The following is an 18,275-nucleotide window of genomic DNA, read 5'->3' on the forward strand; positions in this document are numbered from 1 at the left end:
CCCCGATAACAATAGGTGAATACCCTACGATAGAGAAACTACTATATAACCCCAGCCCTCGGATAACAACCCCAATACCACGTCAGAACAATAACCCCGGTAGGTGGGAAGCCCCTCAGCTTTCCCGCCGTAGAACAACAATAAAGAAGCCCCCGGCAGCAAACGGCCGGAGGCTTTTCTTTTGACCGCAGCGCAGCGGAGAGAGAAAGGAAACAGTGAGCGTTGGGCGGGTAGTGGAGCGGCCGTAGGCTTTGGTTTCTCGCAGCGAAGCGAAGGGAAAACACACAGCGAAACGTAGAACATTACCTACTCCCGCAACGCTGGAAACAAAGTGCAAAAATCCGGTAAAACAGTGCAATAATTGGCTTTTGAGGCAGTGTAGTGAACAGTGAAGAACTTACTTGCTCGAAACCAAAAACACGGATTCTACCCAATAGACAAAGATTCATACCTCCCCGGCGGCATCCGCAAGCTTCCCGTGCTGCACCATCAGAAAATATTTACTTGCCCGCCCGGTGGCGTTGGTAAAAGTCAGTCAAATCGGCCTCACTCACACGGTACGCGGGCCGCTCCCAACTCCCAATGTTTGCCGCCTTCAATGCCCCAGCCTCTATGCGGCTCAGAACCGTTTTTTCACTCCATTTAAGCCGCTGGGCAACGTCGGCAACGGTAAGGCAGTGAAGTTCCCGCTTCACAATTTTGGCTTGCTCCTGGGCACGTTTCTCAAAGACTGGTAGTAGCCCGTTATACAGCAGTTCGGCAAGCGTTTGCAGTTCCTGAGGATTCAGATTCAGCGTCATAGGCAGTAAGATTTGGTGGTAAATACTAAGGTAAGCCTGAGACCAGCACTTTGTTACCCAACCCCAGCGCACCGATATATTGCCTACCTGGGAAATGTTACCCCGAACATTGGCGTTCGGTAATAAGGTAGTGTTGCCCCGGCTGATTTGTTATCCGTCGCAGTAAATACCCCAGCGCCACAAGGCTGCAAGCCAATAGGAGAAACAGAGGAGAATAGCGGAAAAGAGGCCCCAGCAGACCGATAAGGATACTTAAAGGATACTATGGTATAACGAAAAAGCCCGTAAGATTCTCATTAAGAGTCTCTTACGGGCTTCGGGTAGTGGTCACGTAGGGAGTCGAACCCCAAACCTTCTGATTCGTAGTCAGATGCTCTATCCAATTGAGCTACGCAACCATTTTGTTACCGTTTCAGGAGCGTTCCTCCGTTTTGGTTGTGCAAAGATAGCGGGTAAAAATCCGGACGTGCAAGCGGGGAAGTGAAATTTCTCCTAAAAGCGGGAGAGAAAGACCGCAAGATGCTGAAATTCAGCCTAAATTTTTTTGCTCTTTTTTCGCGCCTTGCTGCAGAACTCGCTTCAGTGCTTGGGTAAACACGAAATACAGACCAAACAACGATACGGCCACCAGCACTACCACCAATACTTTTCCCGCCGTGCCCGTGTCGGGGTCCTGAATAAGGAGCAGTACATCCTGGGCTTTGGTACCGAGCCAGTAGAAAAATAAGGTGCGGGGCAACATCCCTACTACCGAAGCGGTAAGAAACTGCCGCCGTGGAACGCCCATTACAGCCAGAATAAACGTGATAAGCGCAAACGGCAACACCGGCGAGAGGCGCGTGAGGAGTACCAGCCGCCAACTGTCGGCACGAAGCTCGTGCATCACAGCGTGGGCCTTCGGAAATTTTTCCAGTAGCCCAATGAGCTTGCCCTTGTCAAGGGAGGTAGCGAGCATATGGCCAAACAGAGCCGCCAGAATATAGGTCAGGAGCATGCCCGCAAAACCAGGCCACCCGAAGTAAAAAGCTGTGACCAGTACCACCACCGTAGTATGGGTCAGAGCAAACGTCATGGTAAAAGCTACTACTACAAAGTAGAGCAGCATTTGCAAGGCCGAAGGGTGTCGCAGCCACTCTGAGTTTTCGTGCAGCCCCCAGGCCAGGGCGCTGTCGCCCACTAGGGGCAGCACAGCCAGCAGGAATAGGGAAACGAGGGTGGAGGTATTCTGGTGAAAAAGCTCTTTTAGAAAAGCCATAGGCAGGAAAAACAAGTGGGCCGGCACTGTGCGGTTAGCCCCGAAGGTAAGAACGTAATAATGGTGGCAAGGGCTACAAGCTGCTCCGTGGGCGGGCATATTTGACTATAGGAGGAATGGAGTATGTGGTAACTAAAGCTTCCGGCGCGTGGTTACCTTTGCCAACACGATTACAGACACTTATTCTTTTTCAGCTCTCACGCATGAAATTCGGAACCAAGGCTATTCACGCGGGCGTGCACCCTGACCCCACCACCGGGGCCATCATGACGCCCATTTACCAGACCTCGACCTACGTGCAACGCTCGCCCGGCGACCACAAGGGCTTTGAGTACTCGCGCACCCATAACCCTACCCGCTCTCAACTGCAGGATGCGCTGGCTGCCCTCGACAATGGCAAGCACGGCTTAGCCTTTGCTACCGGGATGGCCGCCATCGACTGCATTGTGAAGCTGCTGCAGCCCGGCGACGAGGTTATTAGCACCAACGACCTGTACGGTGGCTCCTACCGGCTGTTCACGAAGGTGTACCAGAATTACGGCATCAAGTTTCACTTCGTGCCCATGCACGATATGACGGCCGTGGAAGCTGCTGTAACCGAGCGCACCAAGCTGATTTGGGTGGAAACGCCCACCAACCCGCTACTGAACGTTATTGATATTGCCGCTGCCTCGGCAGTAGCCAAGAAAGCTGGCGCCCTGCTGGTGGTGGACAATACCTTCTCGACGCCTTATTTGCAGACTCCGCTGGAGCTCGGAGCCGATATGGTCATGTATTCGTTGACGAAGTATATGGCTGGCCACTCCGATACTGTGATGGGAGCCGTGATTGTAAACGACGATGAGCTGCACCAGCGCCTAAGCTTCTACCAGAATGCCTGCGGTGGCACGCCCGGCCCCCAGGACTGCTTCCTGGTGCTGCGCGGCCTTAAAACGCTGCACGTACGTATGCAGCGCCACTGCGAAAACGGCCGCAAAGTTGCCGAGTTTCTGAAGGCCCACCCTAAGGTGGAAAAAGTGTACTGGCCTGGCTTCGAAGACCACCCCAACCACGCTATTGCCGCCAAGCAAATGCGCGACTTTGGGGGCATGATTTCTTTTGTCCTGAAGGGCGACCGGCAGGAGGATGCGGTAGTCTGCTTAGAGAAGTTTCAGCTGTTTTCCTTGGCCGAAAGCCTGGGTGGCGTGGAAAGCCTCTCGGGTCACCCGGCTACCATGACGCACGCCAGCATTCCGGCCGAAGAGCGCCGCAAAGCCGGCTTGTCGGATTCGCTGATTCGTTTGAGCGTGGGTATCGAAGACGCCGAAGACCTGATAGAGGACTTAAAGCAAGCTATTGGGTAATGCGCAGGTCCAGGCTCCTGATGGGGGTAGGCCTACTGTTGGGTAGTGCTAGTGCGGCCGTAGCCCAGCAGCAAGCTCCCAAGCCAAACGAGCCGTTTAGTCGAGCCAACATCGTTCTGGTACAAACTCCCGTCCGGCCTGACTCTGTGCTCACACAACTTAAGCAGCACCTGACCTCCCATGGTTTCACTATTGATAGCCTAGATGCTACGCGCGGCTTGCTGACTACCAAGGTGGTAGTGCCCGCCCAGCGCCCGCAGGAACAGATGAAGCTGCGAGCTGTGCAGGTAACAGATGGCTGGAAGCTGACGGGGCTTTTCACACTGGAAGGACCGGGGCGTGGCAATGCTACGGCGTTTCCGGCGCAGTTTCTGGGGCTGGAAAATGCTCCCGACAAAATAGCTTTCCGAGAAGTGGAGGCCTTGGCCCGCACCATACCCCGCGGAACTCTGAGCTACAACCGGGCTAAAGTCCGCTTTGGGGCATTGACCAAGTTGGAAGAGGCTCTGAAGATGGTGTGGTAATAGAGTATTTAGAATGAACGCCCAGCCGCCAGGCTGGGCGTTTGTGTTTATAGTGGGGGTAGGGGGAGGCTGCAATCTGCGGCGCTGGCCTCATCGTAGATGTGGAAACGAACTTTCCTTTCTGCGTTACCAGGCATGCGTATCCTGATCCTATTTTCCCTATTGCTGAGCTGGAGCTGCACCGAGCCTACCGTTGAGCCGGTCCCGCGTACTACCCCTGTCTCTCCGCCCAGGCCGGCTGCTGCGCCCGTAAGCTACCTGGCCCTCGGCGACTCTTACACCATTGGGGAGGGGGTAGGCGAGGCCGACCGCTGGAGCGAGCAACTGGCGCAATTAGGACAGGTAGATGGCATTCAGAAGCCTGATATCATTGCCCGAACCGGCTGGACAACCGCCGAGCTGCAGCAGGCCATCAATTCAGCTAATAATAAGAAAACTTATGGGTTGGTGTCCCTTTTGATTGGGGTGAACAACCAGTACCGGGGGCAGCCGCTAGCTACGTACCGCACGGAGCTTCGGCAGCTGCTGCAAACAGCCGCGCGCTTTGCTGGCGGGCAACCGTCCCGGGTGTTCGTATTATCCATTCCCGACTGGGGCCGTACCCCCTACGCCCGCAGCTACGACCAGGAACGAATTGCCACAGAAATAAATCAGTTTAATGCAGCAGCTAAGGAAGAGTGCCAACAAGCCGGTGTGGCCTTTATTGATATAACCGACCTAACGCGCCGCGCCGCGGACGACCCTACTCAGTTCACCCCCGACGGGCTGCACTACTCGGGTCGGCACATGCAGCAGTGGGCTCAGCGTGCCCTACCCGTAGCCCGGCAACTACTGAAGTAATGAATACAATGTTAGTTCTAAGAGGAAAGTTTTAGGCGATGTAGCTAAGTTAGACGACGATTGCGCACCTGATTTAGAGGTTTCGTCGCCTAGATAGAAAGCAAAAGCTGGTGCGCTGGCATATCCCTACAATAACCACCTCGAAAAGTCATTAGAAAGATAACGTGAAGAAGCTGACTTCCTTCACACAGCGTTTTCTGCTAGTTTTGTAACACATTGAACAGCGCTATCTTTTCTTATGAAAGTTTCTCGCCAGCACGCACTATTGTATTTATTATTCTTTGTGATGCTACTGGTGCTTAGTCCGCGCGCTGGTCTAGACGGAGATGTGGGCTGCTGGAGGGGCTGGGCCAGTTACATCTTTACCAATGGGTTAGAGAATACCTATCAAACACCCGGCATCAATTATAACCCATTCTACATGTATGTGCTGTGGCTGTATGGGAAAATGGCTGGAAGCGTTGCCAAAATAGAATACTATTGCCATCAACTGAAAGGATTTACGCTTCTGTTCGACATAGGGGGAGCTATACTAGCCAGCCGGTTGGTAGCGGGACGTGAGCGGCAGTTTATGCTTTCCTTGCTACTGCTGTTCAATATAGGCTACGTTTATAATACCATGATATGGGAGCAAGTAGATGCCATTCTAGCGTTTTTTGCCTTTGCCTCCGTGTTGGTAGCATTACGTGGCAATACTGCGGGTAGCCTGATGCTATTCATATTGGCGATTAACACGAAAGCCCAAGGCATTGTCTTTCTGCCGCCACTTTTAGTGCTTTGGATAGGCGAATGGGTACGTCGTCCTCGACAACTCCCTATAGCATTAGGAGCCGCGGCGGCTTTGCAAGTAGCTATTTTAAGCCCCTTTCTATGGGGCGGCGAGCAGAACACAGGAGCTCGCATACTGGAAATCAATATAGGTACTGTTGGGCTATACCCAGTTGTTTCTATGAATGCTTACAACGTGTGGGTATTGATATTCCAGGAAAAAGCGCTTATGAATATTTATAGCATTTCGGATGACCTGGAGGCCGCTGGCCTTACATATCGGCAATGGGGCTTGGTGATGTTTATGGTCGCGTCTGCCATTACGCTTTTACCATTGCTTATACTGGTAGTGCGTAATTCGCTGGCCCGGCGCCGCTACACGAGTATGGACCAAGCGTTAGTACTGTTATGCTGCGGCATGGTTCCTCTTCTGTTCACGTACTTCAATACACAGATGCACGAGCGTTATTGGCATCCAGCGATTCTCTTTCTAGCGGGTTCCGCTTTCTTGACGCGGCGTTATTGGCTGTACATAGTAGCCTCTATTGCTTATTTCCTACAACTGGAAGCGGTGCTGCGCTATCTTATGCTGCGTAAGTACTCCATCTTATTTTTCGATATAAATTTTATTACCGGACTCTTTACACTCTGTATTATTGGAGGAATTTGGGAGGTATATCGGCTAGCCCGGGTGAAAGGTTTGGTGAGCGAAATCCGGTTGATTCTCCGTTCACCTAAGGCACCTGCTACGTTGGTACAGGCATAGTAGCTTGTAAGCAGGCGTACAGACAATGCTGAAATCTGTTTCAAGCTAGGCCCGCGCTTCATAAACGCTGGTTAATCGTTTGCTTACAAATGCCCCTTACCTGTAGGCAGGTATGGGGCATTTTTGTTTTTCCTAAACAAAGTGGTGAGGGTGCTTGTCATAGGCCTGTTGTTTCGGCGTCACACCTTATGAAGCCAGTGATAACCGAATAACCTGCTTTACTCTTGCCGCGTGAAAAAGTATTCTTCAGCCCCTGTTCCTACCCCCTTGAACTGGCTGAATCCTGCCTGCCTTTCTGTATACATCCTTCGCAATGCTACCGGCACGCTAGCGCAAGGGTGTTGTTGCTGCGGATAGTAGACTAGGCCATTCACCGGCTGTTACCAGGCCTTTCTGTTGATTTTCTTTTGAGCTGAACGGTAACAGCCCTTCTAGCCACGCGTGCGTATGCGGCAAAAGGCCCCAAGAGGCTCTGCTTCTGACTGTGTACTGGTTGCCCTCGGTGCTTGCTCCCAAAAGGGGTAGGGTGTGCTGAAGAAATAAAATTTCCTGTGTGTTGACGTCTGCCGCCGGCCGCTGTTGCAGCCCCGGCGGTAGGTAGTGTTTCCCTCATTTCCTGTTTTCTATGAACCATCTATCCGCAAGCCGAATCGGGCTGGTGACGGCCTTGTCGCTGACCAGCTTTGCCGCTTTTGCTCAGAACGTGAGCGTTACGGGGCGCGTCACGAATGCCTCCGGGCAGGGTCAGCCCGGGGTAACAGTGCTCGAGCGCGGCACTACCAATGGCACCAGCACCGATGCCGATGGCCGCTACCGTCTGGATGTAGCGCCTACTGCTACCCTCGTTTTTTCGGCTATCGGCTCTACTACCCAGCAAATTCCGCTGAACGGCCGCACTACTCTTGATGCCCGCCTCACCGATAACGAGACGGCTCTGAATGAAGTGGTAGTAACTGGCTCGCGGGCCACCGAAGGGCGTTCCAACATCCTGACTACCTCACCCGTCGATGTTATTTCGGCCCGCGAAATCAAGGCATACGCTCAGACGGACGTTACCCAAATTCTGACGTATATCGCGCCTTCCTTCCAGAGCAGCCGCCAAACCGTAACTGATGGTACCGATTTCGTGGACCCTGCTACCTTGCGCGGCTTAGGTCCCGACCAAGTGCTGGTTTTGGTGAATGGCAAGCGTCGCCATACCTCGGCTTTGGTGAACATCAACGGTACGCCTGGGCGCGGCTCGGTGGGTACCGATATGAACGTAATTCCGCCAGCGGCTATCAAGCGCATCGAGGTATTGCGTGAAGGTGCAGCCGCCCAGTACGGCTCCGATGCTATTGCCGGCGTCATCAATATTCAGTTGAAGGACGACACTACTGGCGTGTTTGCCAGCAGTACAGTGGGGCAGACGGTGGAAGGTGATGGTGAACTGGTGCAAGCCGATGCCAATGCCGGATTCGGCCTGGGTCGTCGCGGATTCCTGAACGTGAGCGGACAGTTTAGCAACCGCAGTTTTGTGGACCGCAGCCGCCCCGATACGGCTCCCCTGATTTACCTAGGCAGCGGTGGCACCTACCCCAGCGGCCTCTCCGATCAGCAGAAGCTAGACCTTAAGGCCCAAGACGACGCGCTGGTAACCGAGCGTGGCTTCAACCGCCGCAATATCCGGGTGGGCAGCTCCGATGTCCGGACCTATGGCGGCTTTGTGAACGGGGCCTACACGGTGGCACCTCGTTTAAATATGGAGGTGTATGTAGCGGGGGGGCTTACCCGGCGTACTGGTCGGGCTGGGGCGCTGTACCGCCTACCTAACCAAGCCACCCAGAGCGACCTGACCATTTACCCCAACGGCTACCTGCCCTTCATCAATAGCACGGTGGATGATGCCTCGCTGATTACCGGCATCCGGGGCACAGTGCTGGGCTTTGCGGCTGATCTGAGCAACACTTACGGCCGCAACAGCCTGCGCTACGACGTCACGAACACCTTAAATGCTTCCCTACCCCAAGGTACTAGCCCAACCGAATTCTACGCTGGCACGCTGATTTTCCAGCAAAACACCGTGAACCTGGGCTTTTCGCGCAAATTCACTAGCGTACCCGCCCTGAGCACCCTGAACGTGGCATTTGGGGGGGAGTTCCGGACCGATATGTTCGAGATTGAAGCTGGCGAAGAAGGCTCCTATGCTGCTGGTAACCGTACAGTAAACGGAGCCCGCGCCGCCTTTGGGGCTCAGGGGTTTCCTGGATACAAGCCCCAGGATGCCACTGACCGCAGCCGCACTAATGTGGCCGGCTACCTCGATTTGGAGAGTGACATCACCGAAAAGCTACTCGTAAGCGTGGCGGGCCGGGCTGAGCGCTACTCTGACTTTGGCTCTAACTTCAGCGGTAAGCTGGCCGCGCGCTACAGCATCCTGCCCGACTTGGCCGTGCGCGGTAACTTGGGCAACGGCTTCCGTGCGCCTTCGTTGCAGCAACGTTACTTCACCAACTCCAGCACCCAATTTACCAGCGGTGAGCTACGCGAGGTGCTGACTACCAACAACGACGACCCCCTGACCCGTGCCTTCGGTATAGGCCCTCTGAAGCAGGAGAAGTCAAAGAACTACAGCTTAGGCCTCACGGCGCGGATGCTCAAAACGATTACCCTGACGGTAGACGCTTACCAGATTGACATCAAAGACCGGATTGTGCTCAGCAGCCAGTTCAACCGCGGCAACGCGGACGTGAATACTATTCTGGGCACGCTGCCGGTGCAGGGCATCCAGTTTTTTGCCAATGCCGTGGATACCCGCACCCGCGGTATTGATATCGTGGCCAACGAGCGGCTACAGCTAAGCGCCGACAGCCGCCTGACCCTGACGGCCGCCGCCAACTTCAATGAAACCACTGTGCGTGGCTTCAACAGTTCGGCTTTCATTGATGCCAAGCCCAGCTTGCAGAATACTCTCTTCGACCGGGCCCAGCGCGCCCGCCTCGAAAATGGTCAGCCTCGCAGCAAAATCAATCTGAGCGCCGATTACGGCTATAAAATCTTCAGCGTGAATCTGCGCACAGTGCGGTTTGGAGAGGTGCAAACCAAAGATGCCAACCCCGACCGTTCCTTTATCGACCAGACCTTCTCGGCCCGCTGGGTGACGGACTTGGTGCTGAGCGCGCAGGTAATCAAGAACGTGGGCGTAAGCATTGGGGCCAACAACCTCTTCAACGTGTACCCCGACCGCCTCTATCAGGACCCCAACAACAACCCCAGCAGCCTGAGCTACTCCACCCTTGATGCCACCAACCGGGGCCGCTTCCCCTACAACTCCAACCAGTTCGGCTACAGCGGCGCCTTCTACTTCGGGCGCGTAAATCTGTCGTTTTAGTTAAAGCAGGTGGCGTAAAGCTTTTGATAAAAGCAGAGCTAAACAGTAAACAAACGGCCGGCCCAGAAGAGTGGGCCGGCCGTTTGTTTATCTATCAAGGAGGTAGGAAAAAATTATTCGCGCAGCAGACGAAGTTGCTGTCCATTGGCGCTGCGGGCTATGTAGAGGCCGGCGGGCAGGGTAGGGCCAGGCTGCCAGGTCACGCTACCATCGGGGCGGCTGGTAAGGTTGGCTACCGTACGACCTAAACCGTCGAGTACCGTGATTTTTTGACTACCCTTCTGGCTGAGTTGAAAGCTTACCTGTTCGCGGAAGGGGGTAGGGTAAGCTGGCAGGATAGGACGTTGTTCTGTGTGAGTGGCTAAAACCTGGCTGGTCACCAGAAATGTGATGACCCGATCTTCTGAGCTAATAGTTGGACATCCATTGTCTGTTACAGATACGGGTAAGTAGTAGCGGCCTGTTGGTAGATTGGTAGGGACTTGCCACGTCAGGCGAGCTTGGGTTGCTGACACTGTCTGCAATGAAACACCGGGTACGGTGGTAGTAGCGTCGCTACCGAAACTTAGTGTCTGCCCGGTATCGTCGTCTCGCGCATCAAGAAGAACAGAAACCGTTCTTCCTGGATTTACCAAAATGGCCTTCTCAAATGGCTGCGCCGTTGTCCCAACCTGCTGGGCCGTAAAAACTGGGGCGGTATTGCCTCCGGGGCTCACCAGATACGTTATGTCGCGGGTAGTGCTACCGATAAACGTCCAAGCCGAAGCAATACGCCGATACTCCTCCACTTTTACCGCAATCACAAAGTTGCCTACCACCAGCGAAAAGGGAGCCGTACTAACCTCACCGGTGGCCGCATTAAGCTGAAATTGGGAAGGTGTAAAGCCAACAACTGGTTGTGCGCACGCGGTGGTTGGGAGGCCATTCCTAGCATCGCCACCATCTAAAGGCGTTACTAGTCGGTATACCAGCGAGTCGCCATCCGCATCGAAAGCGCTGAAGCTATGCCGTTGAAGCTGCGAACCCTGAAGGTTGGGAAACTGAGAACTGATAAATTTAGGAGAAGAATTAATCAGCCCGCTGGTGTTGTCCAGCATAGCTTCAATATACTGGCTCTGAGAGTCAGAACCAGAAATATTGGATATACCCCTTGTTCTGTTTACTTGGTTTACGCTCAGAATCCAGCGCGCGGGAGGAAGATCTACCTCAACTTCAAACACGACAGCCTCAATGGTACTCGCCTTGGTACAGCTAGTGGGGTTTAGAAAAAAGTTGCGGGTTAGAGTTAGTGGCACCAAAAAGCTGCCCGGAGTGCTGCCTGAGCATTCTCCTCGGCCACAAACCAAATTGGCTGTACGGGTTGAGGCCAGGTCTTGTCCGACCTCCTGATATAATTTAACTGTGACGTGGTACCTATTTGGTGAGCCTGCAACGGGGCTGTAATGAATTTCCCCACCTCGCACGTGGGAGGCTAGCGCTTGCGTGGTAAACAGCAACATAATACTGGATGCCAGTAACAAGCGAGATAGAAAAGAAATGAGCATAATAGTAGATAAAAAGTGAGATGATTGGCTATATGATAGCAGTTCCATCTTCTACTACCAGCAGTGCAAACTGTCGGTAGTAGAAGATGGAACTGCTAATCGTTCTAATATACTAATTTTCAGTTATTGTCCGCTGGCGGTGGAGTTGCTGTCCAGAATTTTGAGCAGCTCGTTGAGTTTGGGCGTCAGAATGATTTCGGTGCGGCGGTTCAAAGCCTTGTTCTGGGGCGAGTCGTTAGTGGCGACGGGCACGTACTGGGAGCGGCCTGAGGCCGTAATGCGGGCTGGAGCTACCCCACCTACCGTCAGCAAACGTGCTATTTCGGTGGCACGCAGCACACTCAGGTCCCAGTTGTCTTGCATAGCGCCGGCGGGCCGGCTGAAGGGCACGTTATCGGTGTGGCCTTCTACTACCACGTTCACATCGGGCTGCTGCTGGAGCACGGCAGCCAACTGCTTAAGCGCCTCCTGACCCTTGGGGTCCACCTTGGTAGAACCCGACTTGAACAGGAGCTGCTCCGATAAGGACACGTATACCTTGCCATCCTTCATCTTTACCTGCAAGTCGGTGCCCTGGAAACCACGTAGGGCATTGCTCACGCTGGCTTTGAGGTCGTCCACGGCCTTGTCTTTCTCAGCCAAAGCTTTCTGCAGCTCGGCCAGCTTAGCTTCGCGAGTTCTCAAGTCGGCATTCAGCTTGTCGATGTCGGTGCGGCTTTTCTTGAGGTTCGTTTCCAGCTCGCCTAGCTCGGCCTCGCGGCGGGCCAGGTCTTTGGCTACCTTATTATAGTCGGCCGACTTATCGGCCATGGCGCGGTCGGAGTTTTTAAGCAGCTTGTCGTAGGAGTCCGTAAGCTGCGCATTGAGCTGCTGCATGCGGCGCAGGCTGCGGCCAGTTTCCGTGGAGTCGTCGATAAGCCTGCGGGTGTCGAGGCGGAGTTGAGCCAACTCATCCGAAGCCTTTTTCAGCTCCGCTACGGCTTGGCGCTGTTGGCGCTCTAAATCGGTTTTGGCTTGTTCAGTAGCCGTTTGGCGGGCTTTCAGGTCATCGTATTTCTTGGAAGCCACGCAGCTTGGCAGAGCAGAAGAGGCGAGAAGCGCGACAACCGCGAGAGTAGGAAAGTTTTTCACAAAAAGAACCTGTTGGAGTGCAAGTCTAGGCAGGAAAGCGTCACGGATGGGCTTCCCCGCGGCAAGGTAGGGTACTCCGGCGGGAAGTGCTACCCCTTGCTGCTGGCCAGAGTGGCTGCCTGGTTAAGGTTCGTGGCCGGAGAAGGGGTAGCAAGCGCGGTATTCCAGATCTAAATGGGTTAGTAAGCCTGGAATATGTTTTCGGGAGGCCAGGGAAAGGAAGAAACCGATATTGGGTGCGTTTGAGGGGGTAGGACAGCCAGAAGGGCAAGCGGCGTTGGTTCCTGCTTCTCACAACAACTCACGAAATCAGTCCTACACTAAATCACAATTTCCACATCTGGCTTAACTTGCACCACGGAAGCCGCTGCCGCCCGCCCGTAGCGCCCGCACCTACTTCCCCCTCTCTCACCGACTCAAGCATCGCATCTTATATGTCTTCCTGGTTTAAGCGCAAAGAAAAAGGCATCGTCACGCCCACGGAACAGAAGAAGGAAACCCCCGATGGCCTGTGGTACAAGTGCCCCGAGTGCAAAACCGTGGCTACTATGGCCGAGCACAAGCGCCTGCTTTCTACCTGCGGCAACTGCGGCCACCACGACCGGATTGATGCCGGAGAATATTTCGATTTTCTGTTTGACAACCACGAGTACCAGGAGTTGGACGCCGATATGCGCTCCGCTGACCCGCTGAACTTCGTGGATACAAAGGCCTACCCCCAGCGCGTGGCCGCAACCGAGAAAAGCACCGGCCTGAAAGATGCTGTACGCTCGGCCCACGGCCAGATGAACGGCCTAGGGCTGGTAGTAGCTGCCATGGATTTCAAGTTTATTGGGGGCTCTATGGGCTCAGTAGTGGGTGAGAAAATTGCCCGCGCCATTGATTATGCTCGTCAGAATCGGCTGCCTTTCCTCATGATTTCGCGCTCTGGTGGGGCCCGCATGATGGAAGCTGGTTTCTCCCTAATGCAAATGGCTAAAACTTCGGCCAAGCTGGCGCTGCTTTCCGAGGCTGGTATTCCCTATATTTCTCTGCTGACCGACCCAACCACGGGCGGCGTAACGGCCTCCTTTGCCATGCTAGGCGACTTCAATATTGCGGAGCCGGGCGCCCTGATTGGCTTTGCTGGCCCCCGCGTGATTAAGGAAACCATTGGCAAGGACCTGCCTAAGGGTTTCCAGAGCGCAGAGTTCGTGTTAGAGCACGGCTTCCTTGACTTCATCGTGGACCGCAAAGAACTTAAGCATAAGCTCACCGATTTGCTGACTATGCTTAAGCCTATTGAAGTGCCTGCTGCTGAGTCAGCTGCACTCGTACGATAGGTACTGCTCAGTTATTGTTTCCGGCTTTTGCCGTTTTCGGCAAGCTTTTTGGGAAAAGCCCGTTATCAGCCTAATCGAGGCTGGTAGCGGGCTTTTTCTTGTCCCGATGCGCACCGATTCAATGTCCTCGTAGTATAGAAGCTAATCTATATTTGCAGAACATTTTCGGTTCAACCCAAGTAAGAATCAAACACTCAACCTAGTCTTTCCCTTCACCCAAGTTCCTTGATTATGACTTCTCGTAATTCGATTCTCACGCTGCTGATGGCCCTGGTGCTGTTCATGAGCTCTTGTGCTACTACCCGCAACCCCAACATTCCGGAAGCTGATACCAACGGCACCGGCCCGCGCAAAACGGGCATGAGCAAAACTGCAAAAGGCGGCCTACTGGGCGCCGGCGGTGGCGCTGTGGTTGGTGGCGTACTGGGCCGCGTTATCGGTGGCAAATCGGGCACGGCGGCTGGTGCTATTATTGGTGCAGCAGTAGGTGGCACCGGTGGAGCCCTGATTGGCCGTAAAATGGACAAGCAGGCCGAAGAACTGCAGCGTGACATGCAAAACGCCCGAGTAGAGCGGGTAGGCGAAGGCATCAAGATTACCTTCGACTCAGGCATTCTGTTTGATACCAACAAGAGCGACCTGCGGCCGGCTTCCATGACGGAGATTCAGAAAATGGCCGAAGTCCTGAAGAAGTACCCCGACACCAACGTGCTGGTAGAAGGTCACACTGATAACACCGGTTCTGATGCCATCAACCAGCCTTTGTCGGAGCGTCGGGCCCAAGCTGTGGCTAACTACACCCAGCAGCAGGGTGTTGATGCAGCTCGTATCACGAGCAAAGGTTACGGTTCCAGCCAGCCCATTGCTGACAACACCACGGCTGCAGGCAAGCAGGCCAACCGCCGCGTAGAAATTGCCATCTTCGCCAATGAAAAGATGAAGAAGGCTGCCGAGAACGGCACGCTGTAAACTTCCTTTTTTTAGTAGTTAAAAAAGCCGCTTCCTTCGGGAGCGGCTTTTTTGTTTTCAGAAAGGCTAACGGGAGTGGGTAAAAAGGATTTTTACGGGTTAGGCAACTGAAGAAGGGGTAGGGAAAATCATTGGTTTTGAAGAAGTTCAGGCGCCTCCTGTCGCTGCTACAATCGGAGCTCGGCGTGGGGTAGTTGTGGTTTTAAACAATTTTCTGGCCTTGGCTGCGTTTTTGGCAAGGTGGTTGCAATTCCAGGATTTACGGAGGAGGTGTTCGAATGAAAGTTGTACCGAATACCTTTGCTGCCAAACTTCACTGCTTATTTACACCACTACACTTTAACTTCTGAAATCATGAAAAATCTTCGTTCCCTGTTTGCTTTGCTGCTGGCAGTACTGCTGCTGGGTACTAGCAGCGCCAAGGCTCAAACTACTACCACGAAAAAGCCGTGGAGCAAAACCGCTAAAGGCGGTGTTATCGGTGGTTTGGGCGGGGCTGCGGGCGGTGCCGTACTGGGCCGCATCATCGGCGGTAAGTCGGGCACGGCTAAAGGTGCTATCATAGGAGCCGCCGTGGGCGGTGCTGGTGGAGCTCTCATTGGCCGCCGCATGGACAAGCAAGCTGCTGAGCTGCAGAAAGAAATGTCGGGCGCCAAAGTAGAGCGCGTGGGCGAGGGTATCAAAATCACCTTCGACTCGGGTCTGCTGTTCGCCAAAAACTCGTCGTCTCTGACGGCTTCGGCTCAGGAAAACATCAAAGACTTGGCGAAGACCCTCATCAAGTACGGTGACACCAACGTTATCGTGGAAGGCCACACTGACAACACCGGCACCGATGCCATCAACGACCCGCTCTCGCAGCGCCGCGCCCAGGCTGTGGCTAATTACACCCAGCAGCAAGGCGTAGATGCTTCGCGCTTCACGGTATCAGGCTACGGCTCCAAACAGCCGGTTGCTGATAACTCAACGGAAGCTGGTCGTCAGGCCAACCGCCGCGTGGAAGTGGCCATTTTCGCTAACGAAAAGCTGAAGAAAGCTGCTGAAAAAGGCACCATCTAAGCCTCCAGCAATTTGCAAGCACCAAACCCGGTGGCTCCATAGTAGGGCCACCGGGTTTTTTTGTTGATATAGGTCAGAGCGGGAAGCAACGCCAGAGGCGCAACCTGCCGCTCGGCTCGGCGGTACAACAGGTTATGCCTACCACCTACACCGCGCCTGCCGCTGAGAAAACCATCGAAAATCAGCGGGTTCTGCAGGCTTTCTACCCGCCGCTAACCCAGGAGACGACACGCCGCTCGCCCATGCGGGAGCTGATTTCCACTGTGCTTTCACACCGGACCACGCATGCCGATGAGGAGCTAGCCTACGACCGGATGCTAGAGGCTTTCGGCGACTGGGAGGGGGTAGTAAATGCACCTACTCAAGAGTTGGCTCATGCCATCCGAACTACCCGCTGGCCCGACACGCAGGCTCCTCGCATTCAAGAAATCCTGCGCCGCATCAAAGCCGAGCGTGGCGAGTACAACTTAGATTTTCTGGACGAATGGCCCACCGAGAAGGGGATGCAGTGGCTAAACGACATGCCCGGTATTGGGCTTAAAACGGCCTCTTTGGTGCTCTTGTTTAATTTCCGCAAGCCTGTGCTGCCCGTGGATACGCACGTGCACCGCGTGGCCCAGCGCGTGGGCATGATCGGACCCAAAGCCTCTGTGGAAAAAGCCCATCAAGTACTGCTGGATCAGTTGCCCAAAGACTCTTTACTGCTACTCAACTTCCATAAGCACAACTACTGGCACGGCCAGAAAATTTGCTTTTTTACCAAGCCCGACTGTGCCCGTTGCCCCCTGAAAGGCTTCTGCAACTATTATCTGGAGCACTACGGCCCTGCTACCCCTGAGGCCCTGGCAGCTACCCCTTCCCGCTGGGATACGGCCTGGGGGGCTTTACCACATTAGAAGGGGGTAGAGAACCTGATATCCTTTTAGCGGTTTCAGGGTTATGTAGCGGCGGCTTGTGTTTCCAAGCTGTACCTTTACCGCCCTATGCGCCTTGTTCGTCATCCGGTTCTGTGCAACTATTACGTTACCTACCGGTGTAATGCGCGTTGCTCGTTCTGTGATATTTGGGAGAAGCCTTCGCCCTACATTCAGCTCGAGGATGTGGAGCGCAACCTGCGTGACCTAAAGCGGCTGGGCGTATCGGTGGTAGATTTTACCGGCGGCGAGCCGCTGCTGCACCGCCAGATCCATGAGTTTGTGGGGCTAGCGCACGACATGGGTTTCATCACAACCCTGACAACTAACTGCCTGCTCTACCCTAAATATGCCGAGAAGCTGCGCGGCAAGGTAGACATGCTGCACTTCTCCCTCGATGCCTCCGAGAAAGAAGTGCACGACAAGGGTAGGGGGGTAGCATGCTTTGATTTTGTACTGGAAAGTATTCGGGTAGCCCGGGAGCTGGGTGAGCGGCCCGATGTGTTGTTCACGGTGTTCCGCGAAAACCTGGCTGATCTGGAAAAGGTGTACCAGGAAATAACCCGGCCTAACAAGCTGGTGCTCATTCTTAACCCAGCGTTTGAGTACAATGCCGTGGACACCGGCGAACAGTTGACGCCAGATGAGTTGGACTACCTCTCTGCTTTTGGCAAGCGGCCCGGTGTGTACCTGAACGAGGCGTTTATTCAGCTGCGGCGCGACGGTGGTAACCATGTGGTTGCTCCGGTGTGCCGGGCGGCCAGCACTACCCTTGTCATTTCGCCTAGCAACGAGTTGGTGCTGCCTTGCTACCACTTGGGTGAGCAGAAATTCCCCATCAACGGCCAGCTCCATGAGCTTTACACCTCGGAGCCAGTGCAGCAGCTAGCCGCGCTGGAAGGCCGCCTACCCCAATGCGAAGGCTGTACCATTAACTGCTACATGCAGCCCAGCTTCGCGGTAGAAACCAGCAAGTACTTTTGGCAGGCCCTGCCCAGCACCCTGAAGTATAACTGGGAAAAAGGCACTTGGAAGCGCATGGTGAAGTGGTGAGTGTATCGTTCAATCGGCGCTAGTGGTGTAGTTTGCGCCAACAGAACGCTACACGCACCATCTCACCACCGACCATATGCCTCTTATTCTTCCAGTTCAGGGCAAACATCCGCAGCTTGGCACCGACTGCTTCGTGGCAGATAATGCTACCATTGTCGGCGACGTGACCCTAGGGCCTAACTGCACCGTGTGGTTCAATGCCGTTATTCGGGGCGATGTGAACAGCATCCGCATCGGCGACAAAACCAACGTGCAGGACGGAGCCGTGATTCACTGCACATATCAGAAGGCAGCTACTACTATCGGCTCCCGCGTCAGTATTGGGCATAAGGCCATCGTGCACGGTTGCACCGTGGAAGACGATGTGCTGATTGGCATGGGCGCCATTGTAATGGACCACGCCGTAGTGGGAGCCGGCTGCATTATTGCGGCTGGAGCCGTGGTGCTAGAGAATACCCAGTGCGAGCCTGGCCACCTCTATGCGGGCATTCCGGCGCGTAAAATCAAACCCGTAACGGAGGAGCAGCGCGCTAACATGCTCCGCACCGCCGACAACTATGTGATGTACGCTGGCTGGTTTAAGCCGGAATAAGGGGGTAGGGCTCTAATGGAAAGCT

The 18,275-nt window shown here is 54.4% G+C and carries 15 protein-coding genes and 1 tRNA gene; 11 read left to right on the forward strand and 5 right to left on the reverse strand.

What is annotated here, in order from left to right:
- Positions 1-500 precede the first annotated feature (500 nt).
- From DNI29_RS05030 to DNI29_RS05040, 3 genes are all read right to left on the reverse strand, one after another.
- Positions 501-800 carry a helix-turn-helix domain-containing protein gene (locus DNI29_RS05030; RefSeq protein WP_110976949.1) on the reverse strand — a complete coding sequence of 100 codons (300 nt, stop codon included), beginning with the start codon at positions 798-800 and terminating at the stop codon, positions 501-503.
- Positions 801-1,124: 324 nt separating this feature from the next.
- Positions 1,125-1,198, reverse strand: a tRNA-Arg gene (locus tag DNI29_RS05035).
- A 131-nt stretch (positions 1,199-1,329) separates the two neighbouring features.
- The gene (locus DNI29_RS05040) at positions 1,330-2,055 is read right to left on the reverse strand and encodes a TVP38/TMEM64 family protein (RefSeq protein ID WP_110977295.1); all 726 of its coding nucleotides are present in this window, start codon (positions 2,053-2,055) and stop codon (positions 1,330-1,332) included.
- A gap of 203 nt (positions 2,056-2,258) precedes the next feature.
- Here DNI29_RS05040 and DNI29_RS05045 point away from each other — a divergent pair, with 203 nt between their 5' ends.
- The 5 genes from DNI29_RS05045 (at position 2,259) to DNI29_RS05065 (ending at position 9,666) form a co-directional block, all read left to right on the forward strand.
- Positions 2,259-3,398: a cystathionine gamma-synthase gene (locus tag DNI29_RS05045; protein ID WP_110976950.1), complete on the forward strand. Its 1,140-nt coding sequence runs from the start codon at positions 2,259-2,261 to the stop codon at positions 3,396-3,398.
- Positions 3,398-3,922, forward strand: coding sequence for a hypothetical protein (locus DNI29_RS05050; protein ID WP_123823076.1), 525 nt, complete (start codon positions 3,398-3,400; stop codon positions 3,920-3,922). The genes DNI29_RS05045 and DNI29_RS05050 overlap by 1 nt, the downstream gene beginning before the upstream one ends.
- 135 nt (positions 3,923-4,057) lie before the next feature.
- The gene (locus DNI29_RS05055) at positions 4,058-4,762 is read left to right on the forward strand and encodes an SGNH/GDSL hydrolase family protein (RefSeq protein ID WP_110976952.1); all 705 of its coding nucleotides are present in this window, start codon (positions 4,058-4,060) and stop codon (positions 4,760-4,762) included.
- Positions 4,763-5,000: 238 nt separating this feature from the next.
- On the forward strand, positions 5,001-6,296 hold the full coding sequence (locus DNI29_RS05060) for a putative hexosyltransferase (protein WP_110976953.1): 1,296 nt from the start codon (positions 5,001-5,003) through the stop codon (positions 6,294-6,296).
- 625 nt (positions 6,297-6,921) lie between these two features.
- Positions 6,922-9,666, forward strand: a complete 2,745-nt coding sequence (locus DNI29_RS05065; RefSeq protein ID WP_110976954.1) for a TonB-dependent receptor — start codon at positions 6,922-6,924, stop codon at positions 9,664-9,666.
- Between the two features lie 113 nt (positions 9,667-9,779).
- On the opposite strand, the gene DNI29_RS05070 is transcribed toward DNI29_RS05065, so the two are convergent.
- Both DNI29_RS05070 and DNI29_RS05075 read right to left on the reverse strand, forming a co-directional pair.
- A complete protein-coding gene (locus DNI29_RS05070; RefSeq protein ID WP_110976955.1) occupies positions 9,780-10,763 on the reverse strand; it encodes a hypothetical protein in 984 nt (327 codons plus the stop codon).
- 570 nt (positions 10,764-11,333) lie between these two features.
- The gene (locus tag DNI29_RS05075; protein WP_238388002.1) at positions 11,334-12,278 is read right to left on the reverse strand and encodes an OmpA/MotB family protein; all 945 of its coding nucleotides are present in this window, start codon (positions 12,276-12,278) and stop codon (positions 11,334-11,336) included.
- 497 nt (positions 12,279-12,775) lie between these two features.
- On the opposite strand from DNI29_RS05075, the gene accD reads away from it, so the two are divergent.
- From accD to DNI29_RS05110, 6 genes are all read left to right on the forward strand, one after another.
- Entirely contained in the window at positions 12,776-13,663 is an 888-nt protein-coding gene (accD, locus tag DNI29_RS05085) for an acetyl-CoA carboxylase, carboxyltransferase subunit beta (protein ID WP_110976957.1), read from the forward strand.
- Between the two features lie 231 nt (positions 13,664-13,894).
- Positions 13,895-14,632: a YiaD family glycine zipper/OmpA-like lipoprotein gene (locus DNI29_RS05090; RefSeq protein ID WP_238388003.1), complete on the forward strand. Its 738-nt coding sequence runs from the start codon at positions 13,895-13,897 to the stop codon at positions 14,630-14,632.
- A 354-nt stretch (positions 14,633-14,986) separates the two neighbouring features.
- Positions 14,987-15,691: a YiaD family glycine zipper/OmpA-like lipoprotein gene (locus DNI29_RS05095; protein ID WP_110976958.1), complete on the forward strand. Its 705-nt coding sequence runs from the start codon at positions 14,987-14,989 to the stop codon at positions 15,689-15,691.
- Positions 15,692-15,825: 134 nt separating this feature from the next.
- Positions 15,826-16,587, forward strand: coding sequence for an endonuclease III domain-containing protein (locus DNI29_RS05100; RefSeq protein ID WP_110976959.1), 762 nt, complete (start codon positions 15,826-15,828; stop codon positions 16,585-16,587).
- 87 nt (positions 16,588-16,674) lie between these two features.
- A complete protein-coding gene (locus tag DNI29_RS05105; RefSeq protein WP_110976960.1) occupies positions 16,675-17,658 on the forward strand; it encodes a radical SAM protein in 984 nt (327 codons plus the stop codon).
- A 76-nt stretch (positions 17,659-17,734) separates the two neighbouring features.
- Positions 17,735-18,250, forward strand: a complete 516-nt coding sequence (locus tag DNI29_RS05110) for a gamma carbonic anhydrase family protein (RefSeq protein WP_110976961.1) — start codon at positions 17,735-17,737, stop codon at positions 18,248-18,250.
- Positions 18,251-18,275 lie beyond the last annotated feature (25 nt).

The sequence above is a fragment of the Hymenobacter sediminis genome (assembly GCF_003231285.1).
GTDB classification, from domain to species: Bacteria; Bacteroidota; Bacteroidia; order Cytophagales; family Hymenobacteraceae; genus Hymenobacter; species Hymenobacter sediminis.